We start from the raw sequence: 23,344 nt of genomic DNA, 5'->3' as shown, positions 1-23,344 counted from the left end.
GGCGGATCTCCCGAGTTGCGCGGTGCTGGCGTGGGCTGGCGCCCCGCCTGCCGCCTGCCGCCGGTGCGCCAGAATGCACTTTGATCAACAAACGTCTCGTGGTGATCCGGCGTCCAGCCATGCACACCGTACCGCCGTACTGGCTTTGTGGATGGAAACTGGCCTTGTTGGTGAAAGCTGTCGGAATCGCCCCGCATCCGCCGCGGCGGATGCCTGCCGCGGAAACGGCGTCGCCTGTCGTTCATGCGGGGCTGCGCTTCGGGCGGCTCACCGTGCTGCACGAGGATGAGCCGTATGTCTGGCGCGGCCGCGTGTCCCGTCGGCGCTGGTGCTGCGAATGCGTGTGCGGCCGATCCGTGACCGTTCGGGATGATTCGCTCAAGCGCGGCCATACCGCGAGCTGCGGATGCCTGCGGGACGATGAGACGCGCAGCCGCACGACCAGGCATGGCGGCAAGACGGGGACGGCGCGCCTGCCGGAATACGAAGTGTGGCAGAGCGTGCTGCACCGTCGTGGTGGCGCGCGCGTCTGTGCGCGTTGGTGCCAGGGGGACGGCATCGGCTTCGTCGCGTTCCTGCGTGACATGGGCAGGCGTCCGTCCCCGGCGCATTCGCTGGTGCGGCGCGATGAAACGCGCGCCTACTCCCCGATCAATTGCTTGTGGTCCACCCAGCGGCGACGCCGGGGCATCGCGCGGCGCGTCATCAAGGTGGGCGCGGCCACCATGACATTGAAGGAGGCCGCCGATTCGATCGGCGTCGCCTATGCGACGCTGTGCAAGCGCCTGCAGCGGGGCTGGACGGTCGATGCCGCGCTCGGCCGAGGGGTGGGTGCCTGACATGGGCGTCGGCGCATCGAGGACGGCCAGTAAAGGCCCCTGGGCATGGCCTGTCGGCGCGTCCCTGTGCGCCTGCGGAGCCTGCGAACTGGAACGTCGCCACGCTGAGGTCCGCGACCTGCTCACGGAGATCGCGGAGCCGCCCTCGCTCGCCCGCCTGCCGCGGCGGATGGGCGGCGCGCTGCGCGCCGTCCCGGCCGCCATGGCCGCAGCGTTCGCCGGTGTCGCCGGCATGCTGTCGCGTAGCTCCGTGGACGATTGGGATCCCTCTTAACGCCCCCCCCTAGGCTTCCTCCGCCTTTCGTGGCCGCCGCCATCCTGAATCGGACATAGACGATGCTTTCGCTTGCGGGACGTGGCGATGGCTTCTCCTCCAGCCCCCTGCGGGATGGCTGGGATGCGCCGTGGGGCTTGGCGACGAGCCGCATCGACAGTCACGTCTCCGGCCAACCCGGCCTGGCCTTGCTTCTGGGCGGCTCGCTGTCGTGGCCCGGGCAGGCGTCGGCCTCGCCTTCTGCCTCTGCCACCCTCGTCCCGGGCGGGCCGCTCTATGCCCAGCAATGGCATCTGAGGAGCGATGACGCGGGGATCGATGCCAGCGGGGTCTGGGCCGATTATTCGGGCCGCGCGATCCGGATCGCGATCATCGACGAGGGCGTGCAGTATACGCACAAGGACCTGGTGGCGAGCTACAGGACGGCGATAGACCGTGATTTCGTCGGCCGCGACCTGGATGCCGCTCCGGTCGGCGCGCGGGAGGGGCATGGCACCGCCGTCGCCGGCATCATCGGCGCCCAGGCGGATAACGCCCTCGGCGGCGCGGGGGTCGCGCCGGGTGCCGAGCTGGCGGGGTTGCGCGTCAGCTTCGGGGCGCGCTCCTCGACCACCGAGATCCTGGGTGCGCTGACGGCGAGCCGCGACTTCGACGTGGTGAACAACAGCTGGCAGTTCACGACCTTCTTCAGCGACAGCTTCGCCGGCGCGGCCTTCAGGGCCCATGGGCAGGCGATCCAGGACGCGGTGCGCCTGGGCCGCGGCGGGCTGGGCAGCAACTTCGTCTTCGCGGCCGGCAATGGCGGGGCGCGTGGCGATGACGTGAATTTCCACGACTTCCAGAATTCGCCCCATGTCATCGCGGTTGCCGCGACCGACCAGGCCGGCGCGATCGCCGCCTTCAGCACGGGGGGCGCCGCCGTGCTGGTCGCCGCGCCGGGTGTCGGCATCCTGACGACCGACCTTGTCGGCAGTGCCGGCTTCGACCGGGGCGACTATACGGCGCTGAGTGGAACCTCCGCCGCGGCGCCGGTCGTCAGCGGCGTGGTCGCGCTGATGCTGGAAGCCAATCGCGGCCTCGGCTATCGCGACGTGCAGCAGATCCTTGCCTATTCCGCCAACCGGGTCGCACCGTTCGAGATCGGCGCGCGGACCAATGGTGCCACCGACTGGAATGGCGGCGGGCTGACCTTCAACACGGATTACGGCTTCGGCCTGGTCGATGCCCATGCCGCGGTCCGCCTGGCGGAAAGCTGGGATGCCTTGTCCACCTATTCCACCATGGTGACCGCCTCCGCTGCCTCGACCTCGCGCCTCGTCATCCGGGACCTGCAGACCGTCACAGGCCAGGTGATGGTGCAGCCCAAGGCCATGCAGATCGATCGCGTCGAGGTCACGCTCGACATCAATCACGGTCGCATCGGCGACCTTGTCATCAGCCTGCTCTCGCCGCTCGGCACGACCAGCACCCTGGTGGACCGCCCGGGGGTCAGCGCCGCGTCGGTGCTCGGCAGCACGCTCACCAGCATCAAGTTCACCATGGATAGCGTGCATTTCTGGGGCGAGACGGTCGGTGGCGCCTGGACGCTGGAGGTGCGCGACGCGGCCAAGGGCCAGACCGGCATCGTCAACAGCTGGCGCCTGGACTTCATCGGCGATACCGCCGGCGCGAACGACACCTATGTCTACACCGACGATTATGCCGGGCTCGGCAGCGCCGCGGCGCGATCCGTGCTCGGTGATGAGGATGGCGGCTTCGACACGCTTAATCTGGCTGCCATCACCGCACCGGTCCTGGTGGATCTGGCGCCAGGCGGCGAGGGGTTGGTTCTCGGCCAGCGCCTTGCCATCGCCGTCGGCAGCTGGATCGAGGCGGCGATTGCTGGCGACGGTGCCGACACGCTGATGGGCAATGCGGTGGCGAACCGGCTGACCGGCGGCCGCGGGGCTGATGAATTGTGGGGCGGAGAGGGCGCGGATGTCTTTGCCTACGCACGGTTGGCGGATGGCGGCGACATCATTCGCGACTTCACGGCCGAGGATCGGCTGGACCTCGGCGATCTGCTGGCGGGCATCGGATATCGCGGCAGCCGCCCCTTCGCCGATGGCTGGCTGTCCGTGGTCGAGGATGCGGACGAGACGCGTCTGATGCTCGACATGGATGGCGCATCCTCCACCGCGGCGCCGCAGGCCTTTCTGCGCCTGGCCGGGATCGGGCTCGGCCTCGGCGACGCCGTCATCGCCTAGCGTCCGGATGACCCGGTGATCGACAGACCGACACGATACTCGACGCGAGGCGGCGCAACTCCGCGCGCGCGGTCGCCGTCCGCGTCGTAGGATTAACCCCGCTTAACTCCCTGCCGCGTCCTGCGCCTCCACCACTCAGAGGGTACACCAAGTCCACCATGGCACCATCGATCCCGAAGATCCCGCGATCGGCGCGTGGGCTTGCCTATGGAAGCTTGCCGCTCCTGCTGCTGCCTCTGGGGGGTGCGCCGGCGGTCGCGCAGATGGTCGTCAACCTCAATAACCTTGATCCTGCCTTGACGGCCGCCTTCGCGGCCAGCGGCGCGGCGCCGCTGGTTCCATTGCAGGCCGAGACGCGGCTGGATGCGCCGAACCTTGCCGTGGCGCTGTCCGCGGGTGTCGTGCCGGGCTTCGCGGGCAGTTCGCTCGACCAGCGGGGCGTCAATGCGGTGAACGTGATCGGGCAGGCCCCGAACGGGGATGGGCCGCCCGTGCTGCTCGGCGCGGTGCCCGGCGTGATCGGCGGCCCCCGCACGGTGGAGATCAACACCCTGCTGTCCGCCGGTGCATCGCCGCGCATCGCCGACCTGTCCGTCCCGGGCGCCGTGGAGGCCTTCAGCGGGCGCACCAGCCTCACCGTGGGCAACACCAATGTCGCGATCTCGACCGGCGATCCGACGGCGGCGGGTGCGAATGGCTATCTGCCGCCCTTCGCGCAGGGCAACGGCACCGCGCTTGCCGGCGGATCGCAGACCGCGCTGAACAGCGGCAACGCCGTGGCCGTGGCCTTCACGCCCGGGACGGTGGTGGCGCTCAACCAGCTGCCGGTAGGGCTGGTGGCCAATGGCGGCGTAGCGCAGAGCGGGCAGCAGCAGGGCTTCCTGAACATGAGCGCGGTCAACACGCTTCTCGCCTATGCGGGAACCGGGGCCGCCACGGTCGTCGGCGGTTCGGGGGCCGATGCGGGCGCGCAAATCGCCGGCAACCGGTTCAACACGGCGCTCGTCGCCGGGGATGTCGACCTGGTCCTCGCGCAGAAGGCCGATGGGCTCAACGCGACGGACACCACCTTCCAGGCGGCGAATCGCGCCCTGGCCTTCGGCGGCAATCTTGGCGGGCTTGGGCTCGATCCCACGGTGCGGGCGCTGGGGCAGGTGGCGTCCGTCGCCGTCAACCAGCTTGCGCTGCGTCCTGACGGTAACGCCGTGGCGGGCAATGCGCAGCTGTCTGGACAGCAAAGCATGGTCGCCGCAGCGGGCGGGAATACGGTGATTCCCCTGGTGACCAACCAGATCGGTGCATCGACAATCACCGCCGGCGGCTTTGTCCCGGATTCCGGCGTGCTGGCGAATTCCCGCTGGGAGAGCTTCGCGGATTCGATCGGCGTGGCATCACTGCCGCAGCCGGGCGTGACCCTGCCCGCGCAGATGATCAACGGAGCGCCGCCTGCTTCCGACGTCGCCATCGACCGCGTCGGACAGGCGATCGACCTGTCCTTCAACGCCATTGATGCAGGATCGGTCGCGATCCGATCAGCGCCGACCGGGGGATCGGTCGGTTTCTCCCAGGCGTCGGGAACGGTGGGGCTGGCGGCGGCGCTCTATCCCTCGCTGACCAGTGCGGCCCAGACGCTCTATTTCAGTCCGCAGGCGCTGAACTCCGCCATCGCCAGCACGCAGGCGGGACAGGCATCCATCAATGCGGCAGCGCAGGCCTACCGCGCCACCGTCAACACGATCCAGTCGCAAAGCGCGATCAGCGGCGGCTTTGCGCAATCGCAGCAGCGCATGGATTTTGGCGCCGCGCATATCGTCGGTTCGCAGGAACCGGGCCTTGGGGGCTACACCCGGGTCGATCCCTACGCTGGCCCGACGGCTGAAGCCGCCGGCGCGGGGCCCTACTCCCTCCTCGTCGGGCCTTCTGCCAGCCTCTATACCAACAACATCCGCGCGCTGACGGCCCTGGGTGGCAATGCAGAGGTCCGCGCCACGCAGCAGCAGACGACGGGCGCTGTGAACCTGTTGGCAACGACGGGCGCGGTCGATACCGGTTCGGCGGGCATCATCAGCCAGGTCGCGGGTGCCATCGACGGGTTCGGCTCCTCCCTCGATATCCAGCGCGGCTACAGCGCCGTGCCGATGCAGACGGTGCAGGCGGCGAGTGGCCTGTCTTCGGGCAGCGGCACGGCGACGCTCACGGATTATCGCCAGGACATCAACCTCGTCGCCAATGCGGTCTCCAGCGGCACCCTGTCGGGCACCGTCAGGCAGGCCGGGCCGGTGATGGGCGCCGGGGCCGGGCCGATGGAGACCACCAACCTCGCCAGCGCCTTCGCCAATGGCCGCGGCGCCGTGACGCTGGGCGGCACGTCCGACCAGTCAGCGGGGCTTCAGCAGGTCTCCTTGACGATCAACCGCATCGACGCGGCGGGCGCGATCGGTGCCGCCGCTGCGCCGGTCGCGCTCCAGCAGGCGAGCGGCAGCGCCCCGGGCAGCATCGGCACGCGGCTGGGCCAGGGGCCCGCCAATATCGCGGAGGCGACGGCGCTGGGCGGTTCCGGCGACGCGACGGCACGCAACGTCATGCAGGGCGTCAGTGTCACGCTGAATACCGTGACGGCCGGCGGCACCATGGTCGGCAACCTGAACCAGCTGTCGGGCGGCCTTGCTTCCGGCACAGGAAATTTGGCGGTGGCAACGGCCATATCCTGCTGCCAGGGACCGGTTTCGGCGAATGCGACCCTGGCGAATGGCCGTCAGGTCAGCGGCCAGTCCCTCAACAGCCTTTCGGTGGGCGCGCTGGGCGCGGGTACCCTCAACCAGGTGGCGGCGGCGGGCACGGACCTGCTCTCCGCCAACCGCTTGCTGGCCCAGGCGAATGCAGGCGCGGCGCGGATCACGGCCACGCAGGTCGCGATGGGCAGCGTCAATGTCGTGACGAGCAGCCTGCGCTGAGCGCACCGCCTGAATAGATGATTTCGTCCATGAGGAACGCGGCCTGCGCGGCTTTCACGCCGGGCCCGCGGATGAGAGCGGGAACAACCGACCAATGACGCAGACACTCACCAGCCTGTTCTCCTGGCGCATGACGGGCAACGAACTCCTGAACAAGGCGTGGAGCAGCGTCGTGTCCGGCTCGCAGCGGGCGAGCGAACACTGGACGATCGTCGGCCTGCCGAACGAGCAGCGGAATGTGACGCCCGTGCTCGACATGGGCGCCGATGTCGCCAGCCCTTCCGGCGACGCGAGGCTGCAGGACCGGCTGACGCTGTCGAACGGCCTGGCGGGCGGATCGACCGTATCGCGGACCTGGACCGTCAATGTGAAGGGGGCCGAGTTCATCGAGGCGCTGGCCGGGCAGAATGTCGATCTGCGCCTGACCACGCCGCTGAACTTCACGACCAATGGATCCCTCCAGTCGATCCACATCGATACCGGCAACCAGATCATCGGCTACACCGGCGCCGCGCGCGATTCACTGCTGTTCGCGGGCCTCGGCGAGGACACGGCGCGGCTGCTGGACCACCCTGATATCGGCGGCGACCAATACTGGTCGCTGATCCGCTTCGAGGGCGGGCAGATCGACGCCTACAGCCTCTACAGCGGCATGCGTATCCGGATGGAGGGCACCGGCGTCGTCCGCAAGGCGAACGAGACCGGCTTTGGCAGCCTGACGACCCAGAACCCGCTGATGCGCGTGGTCAACAACAGCGACCAGCTTTCGGGCAGGCTGACCGATCCTGACAATTACGGGTCTGTCGAGAACATCGCGATGACCGAATCCTGGCATGCGGATGGGGCCGCGCCGAAATCCGTCATCATCCGGCCCGGCACCATGTTCCGCAACGCCGGCGACCGGATCGGCTTCGACAATATCGACCTGATGAGCGACGATCGCGGCGTGCCGGACCGCACCCTCGACGCGTTCACGGACAGCTTCAACCTCGCCGAGTTCGGCTTCATCCGCTACACCTCCAACAATTTGTGGGCAGGCCAGTCCATCATCTACCGCATGGACGCCAACGGAAAGCATGTCTTCAGCACGTCGTCGTTGACCCACACCACGAACGGCACGCATGACATGCCAGTGGTGGAGCAGGCGACGGCACTGGACGGGAAACTGCGGCTCTATGTCCGCAACACCTCCACGGAACTCTACAACGAGTTCAACAGGGTCTATCTGGGGACGGCGGCGGGAGAATCGGTCTCCAAGGCCGGCGTCACCGGTACCGCGGGCGCTGATCGGGTCGCGCTCTACGGCTTCGGGGGCAATGATACCCTGACAGGCGGTGCCGCGAAGGATTATCTGTTCGGCGGTTCCTCAACCTATGACACGAGGCCATCCAGCGCGGCCTCCGGCAACCAGGTGACCGGCGGGGTGGGCGCGGATTACTTCGGCGTCGGCAACGTTCATGCAAGCGGCAATACCACGCTGCCCGGCACGGATGTGATCCTGGACTGGGATGCCGGTACGGCGACGGTCGGTGTCGATTCGCTGCGCGTTCTGGCCAACGGTACGGCCGTGATCGGCGGCCTGTATGGCGTCGGGGCCGGGAATTTCGGCGGCGCCGACGTGATCGACTTGCGTGCGAAGGCTGCGGTCGCGATCAGTGACACGGATGGCGATGGCGCTGACTCACTCTTCGGTGGTGTCTATTTCGCTGGTGTGAATGAAGACAATGACGTCACCGTCGTGAATGACGGACTCATCGTGGCGCGCGGCCAGGCCGGGAACGATACGATCCACGGCAGCCCCGGGGTGGATCGGCTCTACGGGAATGATGGCCTCAACCTCATCAATCTCGGCGGTGCCGGTGGCGGGAATGACGAGGTCCGTATCGACGACTTCCAGATGACGATGAAGCACTACGTCAGCGGCTTCTCTGACCAGAACAGTGCGACCGGGGACAAGATCCTGCTCAACTGGCGGATCCTGGAGCAGTTCGGTGCCTTGCCGGGCAGCCTGGCAGCCAGCAACGCTTTTGGTGTTTACACGCCCGCCTACGGCTACGATCCCGGCCTGAACTTCATGCATGATGAGATCTATGGTTACTGGCTCTCGGACAATGGTGGCGGGCCGGCCTACAGCAACGCGACCCATAAGGACGCGGGGGGGGACGCTACCCTCACCAGCTACATCTCCGGCGCTGCCATGATAGCGGTTGGCTACATCCTGAACGCGGTCCTGCCCGGCCTCGGCTACGCGCTTCTCGTGCCTGGGAGCTTCCTGATCGCCAGCACCGCCATAGCGCGGGGCGTCCAGCACGAGAACGCGGCCTATACCGGCCCCAGCCTGGACTTCGCGATCAATGTCCTGACCGGGACGGGCCTTACCCGCCCTGATTCGACGGCGGCGACAGATGGCGCGTCGAACCCGGACGGCGGCATTCGCTTCTTCGACTTCTTCGATGCCGAGGATGCGGGCGATGGCTACATCCCGCTGATCGAGTTCACGCAGCATACCGGCCCGATCAACACCTTCATGGCGCTGTACACGGACGAGGAGACCTTCATCTTCCTGGTCAACTCCGACGACAATTTCGTCGAGAATGCCGAGGCGATCCTGATGGCGGAGGTGAATGGTCACCTGACGGCCGCGGATTTCGGTACCTATGATGGCTTGCAGGACATCCACAACTACGGGGTGGTTGGCGCGAAGCCCAAGGCTACCCCCACCATTGGCAGCGTCCAGGTGCAGGGCGGCCAGACGATCACGCAGGCGGGGAGCACGATCACGCAGGCCAATCCAGCGGTCCTGTCGGTTACTGGCACCATCTCCGATCCGAACCCGACTACGCCCATGAGCCGCTATGATGGAGCGGCGGTCACGGTCTACGACGGCGCTCGCCTCGTCGGCCAAACCACCATCTTGGGCGGCAGCTTCACCGTGGCCGATGCCGACCAGCATGCCTCGGTTGCCGACCAGACGGATAAGGACCCGGCTGGCAACAGACTCCCGGTCTCCGGCGACAACATCTTCCGCTATGCCGATCCGACGATGCGCTACCACGCCACGCTGACCGATCCGGTGACGGGCATCGTCACGCGGTCGGCCGTGTTCCGCGTCAGCGTGGAGACGCCGGTCTCCGTGGATGGTGGCGCGGGCTTCGACGTGCTGCAGGTCACGGACAAGACCGCGTATCGCCTGACCGCTGCGACGAACACGATGGTGGCGAATATCGAGGCAATCGACGCGGCCGGGTCGTCCGCGGGCGTCAGTTTCTCCCTCGTCAACCAGACCGAGGGTTTCTCGATTTCCGGCAGCGGGCATTCGGACACCATCGCCGCCTCCAACGCCTCGTCGGAGCTGTATGGCGGCTATGGCGATGATCGCCTGACGGGCGGCACTGGGGCCGACCGGCTCGGCGGCGAAGCCGGGGCCGATACTCTCGCCGGTGGTGGGGGGGCGGATACGATTGATGCCGGTGGCAGCGATGCGGACCGCGTTGCCTTCGCGGCCGGGGATGGCGCGGCGGCAGGTGATGCAACCGGTTATGACATCGTTACCGCGTTCAGTTCGGCGGCCCGGATTGCCATCGACGGTTTCGTGGACCGCAACAACAATGCCGCGCACTTGCTCTTTGAAAGCGGGGAGGCGGGAGACGAGAAGGCACTCTCCGCCAACACGGAATTGCTCGTTGTCGGCGCTTCCGCGGTGCCCGACGGCAGCGGCCTCGCCTCCGCCATCGCGGCCGCGCTCGACGGTGCTTTCAACGTCTCCAACCTCGTGGACGGCGCCGTGGCATTCTCCGTCAAGTCCGCGACGACCGATGGCTTCTGGGTTGGCCTTTACAATGACAGCGGCACAGATGATACGATCCAGGCCGCCGACATCACGGTGCTGGGGCATGTGACGACAACAGGCAGCGACGTTGATGAAGGTAGCTTCTGGCTACCGGCTTTCCGGGCGCCGCAGGCGGTAAGCTTCGCCTTGACGGCCGATACCGGCTTCAGCACCACGGACGGTATCACCAGCAACCCGCAGATCACGGTCACGGGGCTCGCAGCAGGCGGTCGGCTGTACTGGAGCGAGGATGGCGGCGTGAACTGGACGACCGGTGCCGCCAATGTCGCGACTTTCTCTCTCTCGTCGAACACAACCTTCGCCGCGGGGCAGATACGCGTCCGCCAGGTCGATGCGCAGGGCAACTACAGTGAGACGAGCGCGCCACATCTCAGCACGGTGAACAGCGCCGTCATCATCACCGACACGATTGCACCCAGCGCCACCATCTCGATCGACGATACCTACCTGACGATCGGGAACGTGGGCACGGCAACATTCAATTTCAGCGAGGGCGTGGTCGGCGTCTCGATCGGCGTTGGAGAGGCAACGACGAGTAGCGGCGATATCGTGCTCTCGAACCTGACAGGCAGCGGCGCCACGCGCCTTGCCGACTATGCGCCAGCCGCCAGTACCGCCTCCACCGGGCACACGATTTCGCTCACAGCGGGTAGCTACAGCGATCTGGCAGGCAATGTGGGCGCTAGTGCGACATCGGGGCAGATCGATGTTTTCAGTGTGGTCGCGCTCAGTGCAAGCTTGGTGAACGGCAAGACGGCCGTCCTCGTCGATAACGGAACCGATGTCAGTCCGGACGCGACTGACTATGGCTTTCTGAACATCTTTGAAAATAGCGCCCGGACTCTGTACCTGGGCAGCGGTGCCGTCGAAGATACCTACGGCGCAATCCTGCTGAACAGGAATGCGCTTGACTCCGATGGCATCTCTTCCAGCTTCCATGATTGGTTCGCCCCGGGCTCCGCTTCATCCGTTATCTTCGGCAACGAGGGTATCGGGAACCTTGCCGTTGATACCTACATCATCATAACGGGCTTTGGTGGCACGGTGGTCTATGATGTGGACTCCGCTGATGCGGTGGTCACTCCGGATCAATATATCCTTGGCAACAAGGTTGCCGACACGGAGGCGCCGGCCATCTACCGGCTGCCCTATGACATCACATCGTCCGATATCGTCTGGGTGTAATGCGGCAAGGCGCTCGCCATTCTGTGCCCGACAGGGCGAGAAGGGTTGGGTGCCGTGTCTTTTTCTCCCCAACGCGTGCCGCCAAGGGCTGTGCGCTGGCTCTCGCACCGCGGCAGCCATCGTCGCCGTCCGGCAGTGATTGCCTTGCCGGGCGCCAGGCTGTAGCCACGTATTGGCGGTGGGGAAGGGTTTCAAAAAAACCCCACTAGATTGGCGAACGACGAGTTGCCGGGCTTTTGCTGGTTGCTACGACATAGCCGCCACTCTCCGCCTCCACTTCGGCGCGCGTGTTCTGGGAGGCTATGGCGTGGATAGCATTCTCGAAACCAGGGCCATGCTGTTTGCCGCAGGTGTTGCTGGCCTGATCGGCAGCCTGCTCTTGCTGCGCAACAGCGACTATGCCCTGCCGGGGCGGGCCAGGGCTGTTCCGGGCGCTTGGCTGGCTGCGGGTTTCCTTCAGGCTGTGGTGGTGTTCGGCCCCTTGCTGTGGGGCAGGTTCCCGCCAGCCATGGTGTTCGGCCTGCTCAACACGGTTCAGATTCTCGCTGTCAGCTTGGTCTGGCTCGGGGCTGGCCGGTTGAATGGCGTTGCAAGGCCAGCCTGGATGGCTTGCGTGCCGTCGGCGATCTGGCTGGCGGCTTCCTTGATACCCAGCGTCATGGCCCTGCAGCCTCTCAGGCTGGCGGTCTTTGTGCCTCTGGCTTTCGGGCCTTTGCTCTGGTCGGTCGTTGACCTGTTCTGGTTCTGGCGCCGGCACCGGGTGCGGGCGGCGCTCGACATGGCGGTCCTGGTCGGCATCGTTGCACTCAGCCTTCTTGCCGTTTTTCTCTACACCATCACCTTCCCGCGGATGCCTGACCGGCCCGGGGCGGTGCTCATCGGTGCTCCGGGGCTGCTTCTCGCCCTCTATGTCACGACGCTGCCCTTCCTCATGCTCGCGGTGGTTCGTGAATGGGACTCGATCGAGGAGAGCGGGCGTCGCGAGGCCGCGCTGCAGGCCGGGCGCAGGGAGGTTGAGCGGCTTCACGCCGGGCTGCCGGCCATCGTGTTCCTGTCCCGCGTGACAATGGACGACAACGGGCTGCACATCGTGCGCGATTATCGGGGCGGCGACACCGTCGCCGTCCTCGGCTGGCCGGTAGGCGATCTTGCGGGCATGCATGATCTGCAAGCGATCGCCGACCACGGGGGCGCGACGCCCGCCGAGCACTACCGGCAGACCGTCGCGAGGGGCGAGCATGAGTGGGAGTTCCGTATCAGGCGGAAGGACGGGTCCTGGAGCTGGATCCGCACAAGGGCGAGGCTGCTGGAGGTGCTGCCCTGCGGCGGCGCGGAAGTTGTCGGCTACCACCTCAACATCGACCGGGAGCGGCAGGCGGAGGCGCGCGCCTTGGCGGCCGCGCGGCTGGCGTCGCTGGGCGAGATGGCCGCGGGCCTGGCCCATGAGATCCGCCAGCCCCTCCAGAGCATCTCGCTCGCTGCCGAGCTGGCGCAGATCAGGATCGGGCAGGGCGATGGGCCGGAAGCCCTGAACCGGCTCGACTGGATCGTGGAGCAGACGCAGCGGACATCGGATCTGATCGAGGGCCTTCGCCGCTTCGCCCGCGGCGCGCGAGGGGAATCTTTCCAGCCCGTCTGCGTCATGACGGCGGTCGAGGCCGCGCTCGAACTCGTACGCGGCAATCTGCGGGGTGCGCGGATCGAGGTGGAGATCGAGATGCTCGACCGGCCGCTCTTCGTCCAGGGCCAGGCGGTGCTGATCGAACAGGTGGTGTCCAACTTGCTGCTGAATGCGCGGGACGCGCTGGCGGCGCGCCCGCCGGAGGCCACGCGGCGGATCAGGATCGCGGTGGCGGCCTGGCGGGATGACACGGTGCGCCTGTCGGTCGCCGATACCGGCGGTGGGATCGCCGAGGAGGTGTTGTCGCGGCTGTTCGAGCCGTTCGTGACCACCAAGGGCCCGGACAAGGGCACCGGGCTCGGCCTGTCCATCTGCCATGGCCTCATCAAGGACATGGGCGGCTACATCGAGGCGCGCAACGACGCGGAGGGCGCGGTCTTCACCATCACGCTGCCAGCCGCGCCATCGCAAGTCGAGCCAGAGGTCGCGCCTGGCCAGGCCGCGTCGTAGCACGCCGCTCCACAAAACGCCGCAGGCGGCTGTTTCTGCTGAACGATAAACCACAGGACTCCGCATGCGTCGGCGCCGCTTTTGCGCGACGGTTTAGGCATGAGCCATTCTGAAGGCCGTCGCGATCACGGACGCGTCCCACGGCGTTCCCTGCTGCCCGCGACCCTGTGCGCCGCGCCGCTGCTGCTGCGGCCGCGGGCGAGCTTGGGCACGCCGCCGCCGGGGTCTTTGACGTGGCGCGGCTTCAAATCCCGCTTCGTGTCGCAAGATGGGCGCGTGGTCGATCCCGCGGCGCCGGAGGTCTCGCATTCCGAAGGCCAGGCCTGGGCCCTGTTGCTGGCAGAGCATCATGACGACCGGGAGGCGTTCGGACGCATCCTGGCATGGACTCGGCAGCGGCTTGCGGTCCGGCCCGACCGGCTGCTGGCGTGGCGCTGGCGTGTCGATGCGGGTGGCGTCGTGGATGATCCCAACAACGCGACGGATGCGGATCTCTGCTTCGTCTGGGCGCTGCTTCGGGCATCGCGTCGGTGGCCCCGCGATGGCCTGCAGGGCGTCGCCTTCGCGGCGGCGGCGGATATCCGGCGGCTGCTCCTCCGCAGCGTCGGCGGCCGGCTGGTGCTGCTGCCGGGCGCGCGGGGCTTCGAGCATGACCGCTTCGTCGTCGCGAACCCGTCCTACTATGTGTTCGCCGCGCTTGATGACCTCGCCTCCGCATTGGAAGACGAGACGTGGAGCCGTCTTGCAGATCATGGCGAGCGCCTGCTGTTCGATGCGCGCTTCGGCCGCTGGGCGCTGACGCCGGACTGGGTGCGCGTGGCGCGGCAGGACGGGCGGGTGAGCATGCTGCCCAACCGTGGCGAGCGCTTCAGCTATGACGCGGTGCGCGTGCCGCTGTACCTGGCGTGGTCGAGGCGCGGGACGCCCGTGATGCTCGATCCCTTCGCCGATTTCTGGACCGACAGGACGCACGCCTATCTGCCGGCGTGGAGTTCGCTGACGAATGACGGGCTGTCGCCCTACGCGGCCGGGCCTGGCATCCGCGCCATCGCGTCGCTGACGCTGGCCGCGGCGGGCAGGTCGCCGGCCGGGCTGCCGCCACCTGGTGGAGAGCCGCTGAACTACTACCACTCCGCGCTGGCGCTGCTGGCCGAGGTGGTGGGCCGGGAAACCGGCCTGGGGCCGGCCGCTCTCCGCGCATCGGCGACATGAGTGCATCGCTATCAACACGTCTTGGGATGACCGGCAGATGGATGGATCGAACGAGCCGATGATGCTGTCTCGGCGTCGGCGGACCTATAGCGAGAGCCTGGATGTGGCGTTGGGGCAGCGCATCCGGCGTCTGCGCATCCTCAGGAACATGTCGCAGAACGATCTGGCGCGGCACTTGAGCATGACCTTCCAGCAGATCCAGAAATACGAGATGGGCCGCAACCGCATCTCCGTCGGGTCGATGGTCATGATCGCGCAGGCACTCGGCACATCCGTGGCGCTGCTGATGCATGGACTGGAATCGCATCTGGATCGCGGCGTGCGGGAGGAGGAGGCATCGCTGTCCAGCCGTGACCTGATGCAGGAGGCGCAGCAGCTCGCCGAAGGGCTGGAGATGATGGGCCTGTTCAACGCCATCGTATCCACGGAGGCCCGCGCGACGCTGCGTTCGCTGGCCACCATGTTGCAGGCACTGCCGGACGAAGGCCATCGCGACGCCGTCATCCAGCAGCGCTGCAGCCGGGCGCGGTTCGAGGCGGGTGACAGCCAGCCCGCCTACGCGATGGCCGATTGACCGGGTCGTCCCGCGTGCGGGTCTAGGCGCCGATGCCGATGGCCACTGCCTCGATGCACCGCACTGCGTGGCGCCCTGTGCTGGCGCCGGAGCGAGGCAGGGCCGCGGCGGAGATCGACCTTGCCGCGCCGTTGCATCGCGTGATGCCGCTGCGCGCCGCCGGTCCGGTAATGCCGCGGCTGCTGCATGGCCTTGGCACGCGATCGGCCGCGCGGTTCATCGCCCGGGGTGCGGCCGTCGCGACGGAGATCGCCGGCGCCGCCATCCTCGATCTCGCCTGGCCGCGGCGTGCGGCGCGGCCGGTCGTGGAGGAGGGGCGCGCCAGGGATGCGGGCGCGTCGCTCGCGCTGTTCCTGCATTGGTCGCCTGATGGACGTGTCTCCGGGATGGTGCGCCGGCAGCTGGCCCTTTGGCGGGATCAGGGCTTCACGGTCGTCTTCGTCTCGAATGCGAAGGTACCCGCGGCAGACCGGGATGCGGTTGCCGAACACGCGGCGCTGCTGATCCTGCGCGGCAATGCGGGACGGGATTTCGGCGCCTGGCGGGATGCCTTCGCCATCGCCACGCGCCGCTTCGGCATGCCCCGTGAATTGCTGCTGGCTAATGACAGCGTGCTCGGCCCGATACGTCCGCTCACCCCCATCGTCGATGCCTGGCGGCGGGCCGGTGAGGGGATGTTCGGCATGACGGAGAACATCGCGCCGCGACCGCATCTGCAATCCTACCTCCTCCTGGCGGCCGGCGAACGCACGGTCGCGTCGGTGGCCCGCCATCTCCTCGGCTTCCGCGATTCGCGCAGCAAATGGCGGATCGTGCAGAAGGGGGAGATCGCGCTATCGGCACGGGCGGTCGCCGACGGCATCTGCTGCGGCGCCGTCTTCGACTATGCCGCGGCGTGCCGCGCCATCGATCCGCTGACGCGGCGCGAACTCGGATCCCGCTTCGTGGAGGAGGGCACGGGGCGGCACTGGCCGCTCAATCCGACCATCCATCTCTGGCGGCCGCTCGTCGCGCAGCTCGGCTTCCCCTACCTCAAGCGCGACCTGCTGCGCGCCATGCCGGATGCGACGGGTCCGTCGGCGGCATGGCGGGCCCTGGTCGGGGACGGTGACGCGGCGCTCATCGTCGATCACCTCCGCATCATGGGCGTGCGCTGACGGTGCCCTGGCCGCAAGCGGCGTGACCGCGGCACTGAACGGCCGGAACTTCAACGGAAAGCGTGATGTCTGAAGAGCGTATCTGCGTCTACACGGTGCTGCTGGGTGACTATGAAGCGTTGAACGAGCAGCCGCTGGCCAGGGCTTCATCGCTTCCCTTCATCTGCCTCACCGATTCCCCGACGCTCAGGAGCGCAAGCTGGGAGTGCCGGCTCGTGGAGCGTCCGCTGGCGATGGATGCCGTGCGGAGCCAGCGCGACATCAAGATTCGCCCGCACCGCTACCTGCCGGAGTTCGACGGCTCGATCTACATCGACAACAGCGTCGTCCTCGATCGTCCGGCGGATGCGCTATGGGCCATGCATAACCGCGAGTCAGGCTTCACCCTGGCTCGTCACAGCGGGCGGGAGACGCTGCTCGACGAGTTCGTCGCCGTCATGCGCCTTGGCCTCGACGATGGCGCCAAGGTGGCCGAACAGTTCGACCATCTGCTGCTGGCAGAGCCGGGCGTGCTGGCGGAGCGGCCCTGGTGGGCGGGCATGCTGCTGCGGCATCACCATCGCAAGGACCTGGTCGACCTTGCCGAGGCATGGGCGGTCCATGTCCACCGGTATTCCCGGCGGGACCAGCTGTCGCTCAACGGCGTTCTGGCCCGGCGCGGCCTCAGGCCCGGCATCCTGCCGATCGACAATGGCCAGTCGCCCTTCCATCACTGGCCGGTCCGCGTGGGCGCGCGGAAGCGGCCGAGGGCAGCGGAAACACCACCAGCGGCGATGCCGCATCTCCTCCGGCAGCGGATGCTGGAGGACCGGGAGGCGGCGGTCGCCAAAGCCCAGCAATCGGTCGCGTGGCAATGCGATCGTGTGGCCCGGTGGCTCGGCAGGACGCTGCGCCAGCAGGCGGATCGGGCCCTTCGTCCTGTCTCACAGCCACTGCGCCGGGCGCTCTGCGATGCGCCCGTGCTGGGCCGGCATTTCCTGCGGGCGGAGATGGTGCGGCGCTACCGGCGGGCGCATCTGGTGGCGCCGCGGCTCAATCCGCCCGTGACGTTCAATGAGCATGTCGTCGCGCGCATCCTCCACGACCGGGATCCGCGCCTCAAGGTGATCTGCGACAAGCTGGCGGTGCGGGAGTTCATCCGCGACAAGGTCGGTGATCGCTTCACCGTGCCGCTGCTGGGTGTCTGGAGCGACGCCGCCGCGATCGACTGGGCGCGGCTGCCGGCCCGCTTCGCCCTGAAGCCCAATCACGCTTCCGGACCGGTGGCCCTGGTCGGCGCCGGCAGCACGAGGGATGTGGCCGCGCTCGCGGCGCAGGCGGCGGCGTGGCTTTCCGTGGACTACTACGATATCTCCTTCGAATGGGGCTATCGCGGCATTCCCCGGCGATTGCTGGCGGAGCCGTTGCTGGAGGCGACGGGCGGCGGACCGCCGCCGGAGATCTACGTCTACGTCTTCGGTGGCAGCGTGGCGCTCATTCGCGTTTTGGAGGGTGGAAAGCTGTCCCCCGCGCGGCGCGATTCCTGGTTTGGCGCTGATGGATCGCCGATCCCGGTCCGGCTGAAGGGCGGCGTAGGGAGCTACGAGCCCGATCTGGCGATGATCCGCGACGTCGTCGCGATCGCGGAGACGCTGGCCGCTGGATTCACGCATCTTCGGGTGGACCTGATGTTGACGAGTACGGGCCTGCTCGTGAGTGAGCTGACGGCCTACTCCCACGCCGGCAACGCCATGTGGCAGCCACGCTCCTGGGATGAGCGGCTCGGGCGGCTCTGGACCATGGCCGCCAAGGGTCAGCGCCCGGTTCTGGAGCCCTGCGCCAGCGGCGCGGGCGCCGGGCCGTGACGCGCCGCCGGACTGCCGTGCCCGCCGCCCTGGCCCGCCGCTGCCGCGCCTAATGACACAAACGATATTGGGAATGATACAATGGCAAGCTCCGTAGCCCACCGCACGCGCAGCGATGCCGTGGCGCAAGCCCTGCGGCAGGCGCAGCAGCTTTACGAGCAGGGACGGCTGGCCGAGGCGGCGCGGCTATGCGAGGCGATCATCGGCAATGCGCCGCGGCGGCACGACGCCTGGCTGTTGCTGGGCCACATTTGCCTGCGTGGACAGCTGGGCGAGAAGGCGCTGGAGGTGGTGCGCAAGGCCGCGCAGCTCGCCCCCGCATCCGTTCCCGCGCAATGCGCGGTGGCGGAGGCCTTCGCGGCGCTCGCGCAGTACAGGCCGGCACGGCAGGCGCTGGGGCGCGCGGCCAGGCTGGCGCCTGGCGATGCCGGGCTGTGGCTGCGCCGGGCGCATCTGGCGCAGCAGGCGGGGGCGATCGAGGACATGGCCGCCGATCTCGACCAGGCCGTCGCCCTGCGGCCCGATCTGGCGGAGGTCTGGCTCGCGCGGGCGGATCTGCGGCTCCATCGCGGCCAGCATGACGCGGCGTTGGCGGATTACGATGAGGCGCTGCGGCGCGCACCCGGCTTGGCGGGGGCCAGGCTGAACCGCGGCAATGCGCTGCATGCGCTGGGGCGGGTGGGGGATGCGCTGGCGGAATACGATGCGGCTGTCTCGCTCGCGCCCGACATGCAGCAGGCGCACGCCAATCGCGGCAACTGCCTGCTGGCGATGGGCGCCGTGGAGGCCGCGATCGAATGCTACGACAGGGCCCTCGCGATCGATCCCTCGTCCCCGCATCTGCTGTCGAGCCGCGGCGCAGCCCTGCACGGCGCAGGCCAGTTGCAGGCGGCGCTGATCGATCTGGAGGACGCCTTGCGCTTGGCCCCGGGCCACCTGCAGTCCCTGGTGAACTACGCGAACGTGCTGGAGGCGCTCGGCCGGCATGAGGAAGCGCTGTCAAGCTATGACCACGCGCTGCGCCTGCAGCCCGCCCACGCGGCGGCGATCGCGAACCGGGATGCCGCCATGCGAGCGCAGGGCGCTGCATGACGGTGCGTTATTCCTACCGATCATCATGATGGCCAGGCGCGTGGCGTGCCGCGGAGGCGGCGCCGCGCGCCGCTTGTCAGTGCAGCCTAGGCGGGGCGAGCGGCCCACACCCCGCGACGATCGCGCGTCGTAGCCCCACTTCCGTCGGCGACCGGATGCAGGGACGTGTCAGGCTCCTGGGCTCGCAGCATCAGCAACCCGATCAGATCCGGCGACCGGCGCAAGGTGCGGCGAAGCATCCGGCTGCGGATGGCGGCGCGATCATCCGGCTGCATCCCGCCCCTCAGCCCGTCGCGCCAGGCGGCGTCGCCGGCCAGAAGACCGATGCGCCACTCGATGAGCAAGCGCAGCTGCAGATCCCACGCGGCGGCCTGGCCGAGATTGGGGTCCCAGCCGCCGACCCGTTCCAGCGCTTCCCGCCGATAGACAAAGGCGTGGGCGGTCTCGCCAATGCCTTGCAGCGCATCCTCGAGTTCCACCTCGACTCGCGACGACAGGGCAACCTCTGTGCCGCTGGTGGGCACGGCGATGGCCGCCAGGGTGGCGGCATCCGCTTCGTGGAAGCGATCCTGGGCGGCGCGGAGATAATCCGGTCCCCAGCGATCATGCGTGTCGAACACGGCGACCAGCGGACTCCTGGCCTCGTCGCAGAGCAGCGCGAGCCGCGAGCCCATGATGTCGGTATGCGGGACGCCGACACGTCGCACGGCGACAGAGGCGGACAGGCTGGCAGGGACAAGGTCGCCACAGCCTTCCACGTCCTGCACGGCAAAGATGATCTCGGCAGGCAGCAGCGTTTGCCGCGCTATGCAGCCGAGCGCGGCTTCCCACGCGGGCGTGCCCGGCGGGGCGAGAACAAGGACGGCGACGAGGCAATCCTCGGCAGGCAGGGCGTCGAGCGTGGGGAACACGGAACAATCCCAGAGCGTGAAGTTGCTACGCCCATAGAAGGAAATCGCGCTTCGCCTGGATAGCCCGCGTATTGTCGTTGTTTGTGCTGGCGTGTGGAGCCGCTTCGTGGGCCGAAAAGCGATATGCGCGCTGCGACGCGGCGGGCAATGCTCGTCGTCGCCGCGCGCATTGGTCCACGAATGCTCTACAGGACTCTCATGGAGGTGGGTCTTCAGGCGCGTCAGAATGCGGCGAGAAGAATGACGGTCGCAGGTGGTCGAAGATAATGAGCCGAAACTCGCGGGCCTATTGCCGCTCCTCCAGAAACGCTGGCGCCCTGGTGCGGCGCGCCTTGCTGTTGGTCGCGACCACTGGATTGGCGGCATGCGGCGCACTTCAGCCTGGCGATGAGGCCGAGGCCCTGCGCCTGGCGTCGGATCGACCTTCTGTTTGCCGCGTGGCGGCGCCGGAGACCTTCCAGCTCGCGACCGGGCGCGAGACGGCGATGACGACCACCAACGAGGGGCTTTGGTGCGGATTCTTCCTCAACCATGTCTCGGGCGTCGCGGCGTCACTCTCCCCGCCGGGTCCTGACAGCCCGTCCGCGCGTCGCTTCGACACGCATCTGATGGTCGAGGCGCCGGCGAATGGCGAGGTGCGGCTGTTCACGTCGTCGAACCGCTCCCTGGTGATGTATCGCGCGTCGCCCGGCTATGACGGTCCGGATTCGTTCACGATGCGCCTGTTTCCGGGCGGTGGCTTCTATCCTGTTGCCGTGAACGCGATCCCTGTGCTGGATGGCGCGCCTCCGGTCGGGCGGGTGCTGTTCGAGACGGATCGCGCCGTCCTGAAGGCGGAGTGGCGCCTGATCCTCGATGGATTTCTGGCCGATCTGCGCGTCGTCACGCGGGTGGAGGCGGGGCAGACGCCGCGGCTGCCGCCTGGGACCAACCTGCGCATCGCCGGCTTCGCTGATCCGCGCGGCGGGCAGGGCTATAACTTCGAGCTGGCCATGCGGCGGGCGGCGGCGGTGCGCGACTACATCGTCGAGCGATCGGGAATCGATGCGTCCCGCGTGCTCGTCGAAAGCTTCGGCATGACGCGGCCTGCCGATACCCGCTTCCCGGCCGCGCCCGTGAACCGGCGGGTCGAGGTCTTCCTCGAGGGCGGGGCAGCCGGAACGCCCGGCCAAGCGCCGGCTGCGAGTGACCGGGCCGTAAACCGCACGGCATCGGTCCGGTGATCGCCCGCGGTCTCGCCCCTGCGTTGGTGTGCCTCGCGCTGTGCGCGGGCTTCCAGCCGCATGCTGCCTTGGCGCAGGGGTATGGCGAACAGCGTGGGCTGCCCTTCCGCGTGCACGGCCAGGACACGAATACGAGGCTGTCGCGCGAGGCTACGCGGCAGAGCCTGTCCCTGCAGTTCACGGCGCGTCAGCAGGCCGGCATTTCCGGCGGCGCGAGCGGCGCGTCGTCCCTGGATACGCGGTCGCAGGCCACCACGGGGATGAACAACGTCGTGCAGTACTACGACAACAGCACCATCAATGTGGCGGTACCGGGCAGCGGCAGCACCGTGTCGGTCGGCGATGTGCTCAATGCCGGGCAGACCTCCTCCGGCACGCGGCAGCAGGCCACCAACACAACGGACAGCACCACCGCCAGCCAGCCCCTGACCAATCGCCCTGTCGTGGCTCGTTGAACATCGGTCATGGCAGGCGGGTTGACCGGGACATGTGGCGGCCTACCTGCATTTTTCTGCTCATGGTGCTTGCGGCATGCGCGCCCGTCAGGGCGCGCGACAATGCCCCCCTCATCAACGGGCCCGCGCCGTACCGGAACACCACGCCGATGAGCGAGGCGCTGACCTGCATGCGGTCGCAGCTCGCGCGGCAGGAGGATATCCGCATCGGCATCGCGGACCTCGTGGATGGCACGGGCGCGTCGCTCGGTGAGGGTGACAATGCCGGCCGCATGGTGACGCAGCGTCCCGACCTCATGCTGCTTGTCGCGATGAGCCGCGCTGGCGCGCGGCTGGTGAACCGCACCTCCATCGGCGTGGTGGAGTGGGAGATGCGTGAGGCGATGGCGCGGCGGCTCGGTGAGGGGCGCGAGGCGCGAGTGGGCGACACGACCTTTCCCTTCCGGCCAGTCCGGGTGGGGGAGATCGTGGGGTCGAGCTTCTACGTCAGTGGCGCCGTTACAGAATACAACTACAACATCTACAGCGACGTGCAGGAAGCCGGGATATTCGGCGTTACCGCGGGCCGGCGGAGCTACCGCGTCTCGGTCGCGGTGGACCTGGTCGTCACGCGTTCCACGACGACCGAGGTTCGGCTCGCGCGGTCCTACGGCAAGCAGCTTGTCGGCCAGGAAGTCGGTGTCGGCGTCTTCCGCTTCCTCGATATGTCGGTTGGCAACACGCGGACGGAGCTGTTCGAGGCCAATATCGGCCAGCGGCAGAACGAACCGGTCCAGGCGGCGCTGCGCTGGGTGATTGAGACTGGGGCCTACGACATCCTGTCCGAGCTGTTCGGACGCAGTGAGGCCTGCGACAGGCTGGTCCCGGGCTATGATCCGGGCAGCAATGCGCGGGAAGCAGGCGATCCGCGCCGCCCGTCATCGCCCGCGGCCGTCCCAGGCGCCACTCCCGGGGCCGCTCCCGCGCCTGCGTCCCCGGCCGCGCCTGCGCCTGCCGACATCCTCCAGTTCGAGCAGACCGCCCCCGGGCAGCCTGTCGCCCAGCAATCCCCCCCTGCGGCACAGCAGCAGTCGCGCGCCGCACCGCCCGACGCGATTCCGCCACCGCCTGCGGCGGCGCGGACGGTGGTTGCGGAGCAGGTGGCGCGACCGTCGCTGATGAGCGCAATCGCACGCCTCTTTGCCGCAGCCCCGGCTAACGATGCCGGCACGGCGGCCAGCCCAGCGCATAACGGCCCTGCGGCTTCCGGCACGCCACCGTCCGCCACGGCAACGGCCGCGGCGGCAACGGCCGCCACGCCACCGCCCGCCACGGTAACGGCCGCGACGGCAACGGCCGCCACGCCACCGCCCGCCACGGTAACGGCCGCGACGGCAACGGCCGCCACGCCACCGCCC

The 23,344-nt window shown here is 68.1% G+C and carries 14 protein-coding genes; 13 read left to right on the top strand and 1 reads right to left on the bottom strand.

What is annotated here, in order from left to right; all coding sequences use genetic code 11:
- The first annotated feature begins 80 nt into the window (after positions 1-80).
- The 10 genes from ACTIE5_RS11245 (at position 81) to ACTIE5_RS11200 (ending at position 19,358) form a co-directional block, all read left to right on the top strand.
- The gene (locus ACTIE5_RS11245; protein WP_439549789.1) at positions 81-839 is read left to right on the top strand and encodes a hypothetical protein; all 759 of its coding nucleotides are present in this window, start codon (positions 81-83) and stop codon (positions 837-839) included.
- Positions 840-1,175: 336 nt separating this feature from the next.
- Complete coding sequence (locus tag ACTIE5_RS11240) at positions 1,176-3,359, top strand: S8 family serine peptidase (RefSeq protein ID WP_439549788.1); 2,184 nt, start codon at positions 1,176-1,178, stop codon at positions 3,357-3,359.
- A gap of 296 nt (positions 3,360-3,655) precedes the next feature.
- Positions 3,656-6,313, top strand: coding sequence for a beta strand repeat-containing protein (locus tag ACTIE5_RS11235; RefSeq protein WP_439549787.1), 2,658 nt, complete (start codon positions 3,656-3,658; stop codon positions 6,311-6,313).
- Between the two features lie 94 nt (positions 6,314-6,407).
- Positions 6,408-11,348, top strand: a complete 4,941-nt coding sequence (locus ACTIE5_RS11230; RefSeq protein WP_439549786.1) for a beta strand repeat-containing protein — start codon at positions 6,408-6,410, stop codon at positions 11,346-11,348.
- Between the two features lie 307 nt (positions 11,349-11,655).
- Complete coding sequence (locus ACTIE5_RS11225; RefSeq protein WP_439549785.1) at positions 11,656-13,479, top strand: ATP-binding protein; 1,824 nt, start codon at positions 11,656-11,658, stop codon at positions 13,477-13,479.
- Positions 13,480-13,578: 99 nt separating this feature from the next.
- Entirely contained in the window at positions 13,579-14,691 is a 1,113-nt protein-coding gene (locus ACTIE5_RS11220) for a glycosyl hydrolase family 8 (protein ID WP_439549784.1), read from the top strand.
- A gap of 37 nt (positions 14,692-14,728) precedes the next feature.
- On the top strand, positions 14,729-15,265 hold the full coding sequence (locus ACTIE5_RS11215) for a helix-turn-helix domain-containing protein (protein ID WP_439549783.1): 537 nt from the start codon (positions 14,729-14,731) through the stop codon (positions 15,263-15,265).
- Between the two features lie 38 nt (positions 15,266-15,303).
- Complete coding sequence (locus ACTIE5_RS11210; RefSeq protein ID WP_439549782.1) at positions 15,304-16,422, top strand: rhamnan synthesis F family protein; 1,119 nt, start codon at positions 15,304-15,306, stop codon at positions 16,420-16,422.
- A 65-nt stretch (positions 16,423-16,487) separates the two neighbouring features.
- Positions 16,488-18,266, top strand: a complete 1,779-nt coding sequence (locus tag ACTIE5_RS11205; RefSeq protein ID WP_439549781.1) for an ATP-grasp fold amidoligase family protein — start codon at positions 16,488-16,490, stop codon at positions 18,264-18,266.
- Between the two features lie 81 nt (positions 18,267-18,347).
- On the top strand, positions 18,348-19,358 hold the full coding sequence (locus tag ACTIE5_RS11200) for a tetratricopeptide repeat protein (protein ID WP_439549780.1): 1,011 nt from the start codon (positions 18,348-18,350) through the stop codon (positions 19,356-19,358).
- 86 nt (positions 19,359-19,444) lie between these two features.
- Here ACTIE5_RS11200 and ACTIE5_RS11195 read toward each other — a convergent pair whose 3' ends face one another.
- Positions 19,445-20,269, bottom strand: coding sequence for a glycosyltransferase family A protein (locus ACTIE5_RS11195; RefSeq protein ID WP_439549779.1), 825 nt, complete (start codon positions 20,267-20,269; stop codon positions 19,445-19,447).
- A gap of 266 nt (positions 20,270-20,535) precedes the next feature.
- Between ACTIE5_RS11195 and ACTIE5_RS11190 the strand changes: the two genes are divergently transcribed.
- The 3 genes from ACTIE5_RS11190 to ACTIE5_RS11180 all read left to right on the top strand — a co-directional run.
- Positions 20,536-21,492 (top strand): OmpA family protein, encoded by a 957-nt coding sequence (locus tag ACTIE5_RS11190; RefSeq protein WP_439549778.1) that lies wholly within the window; start codon positions 20,536-20,538, stop codon positions 21,490-21,492.
- Positions 21,489-21,947, top strand: coding sequence for a hypothetical protein (locus tag ACTIE5_RS11185; RefSeq protein WP_439549777.1), 459 nt, complete (start codon positions 21,489-21,491; stop codon positions 21,945-21,947). Before ACTIE5_RS11190 ends, ACTIE5_RS11185 begins: the two co-directional genes overlap by 4 nt.
- 149 nt (positions 21,948-22,096) lie before the next feature.
- On the top strand, positions 22,097-23,344 hold a 1,248-nt coding region (locus tag ACTIE5_RS11180; RefSeq protein ID WP_439549776.1), incomplete at its 3' end, for a CsgG/HfaB family protein.

The sequence above is a fragment of the Falsiroseomonas sp. genome, assembly GCF_051859025.1.
Classification (GTDB): Bacteria; Pseudomonadota; Alphaproteobacteria; order Acetobacterales; family Acetobacteraceae; genus Falsiroseomonas.
Note: the sequence above shows the minus strand (reverse complement) of the source record. Positions and strands in the feature narration are given on the sequence as shown.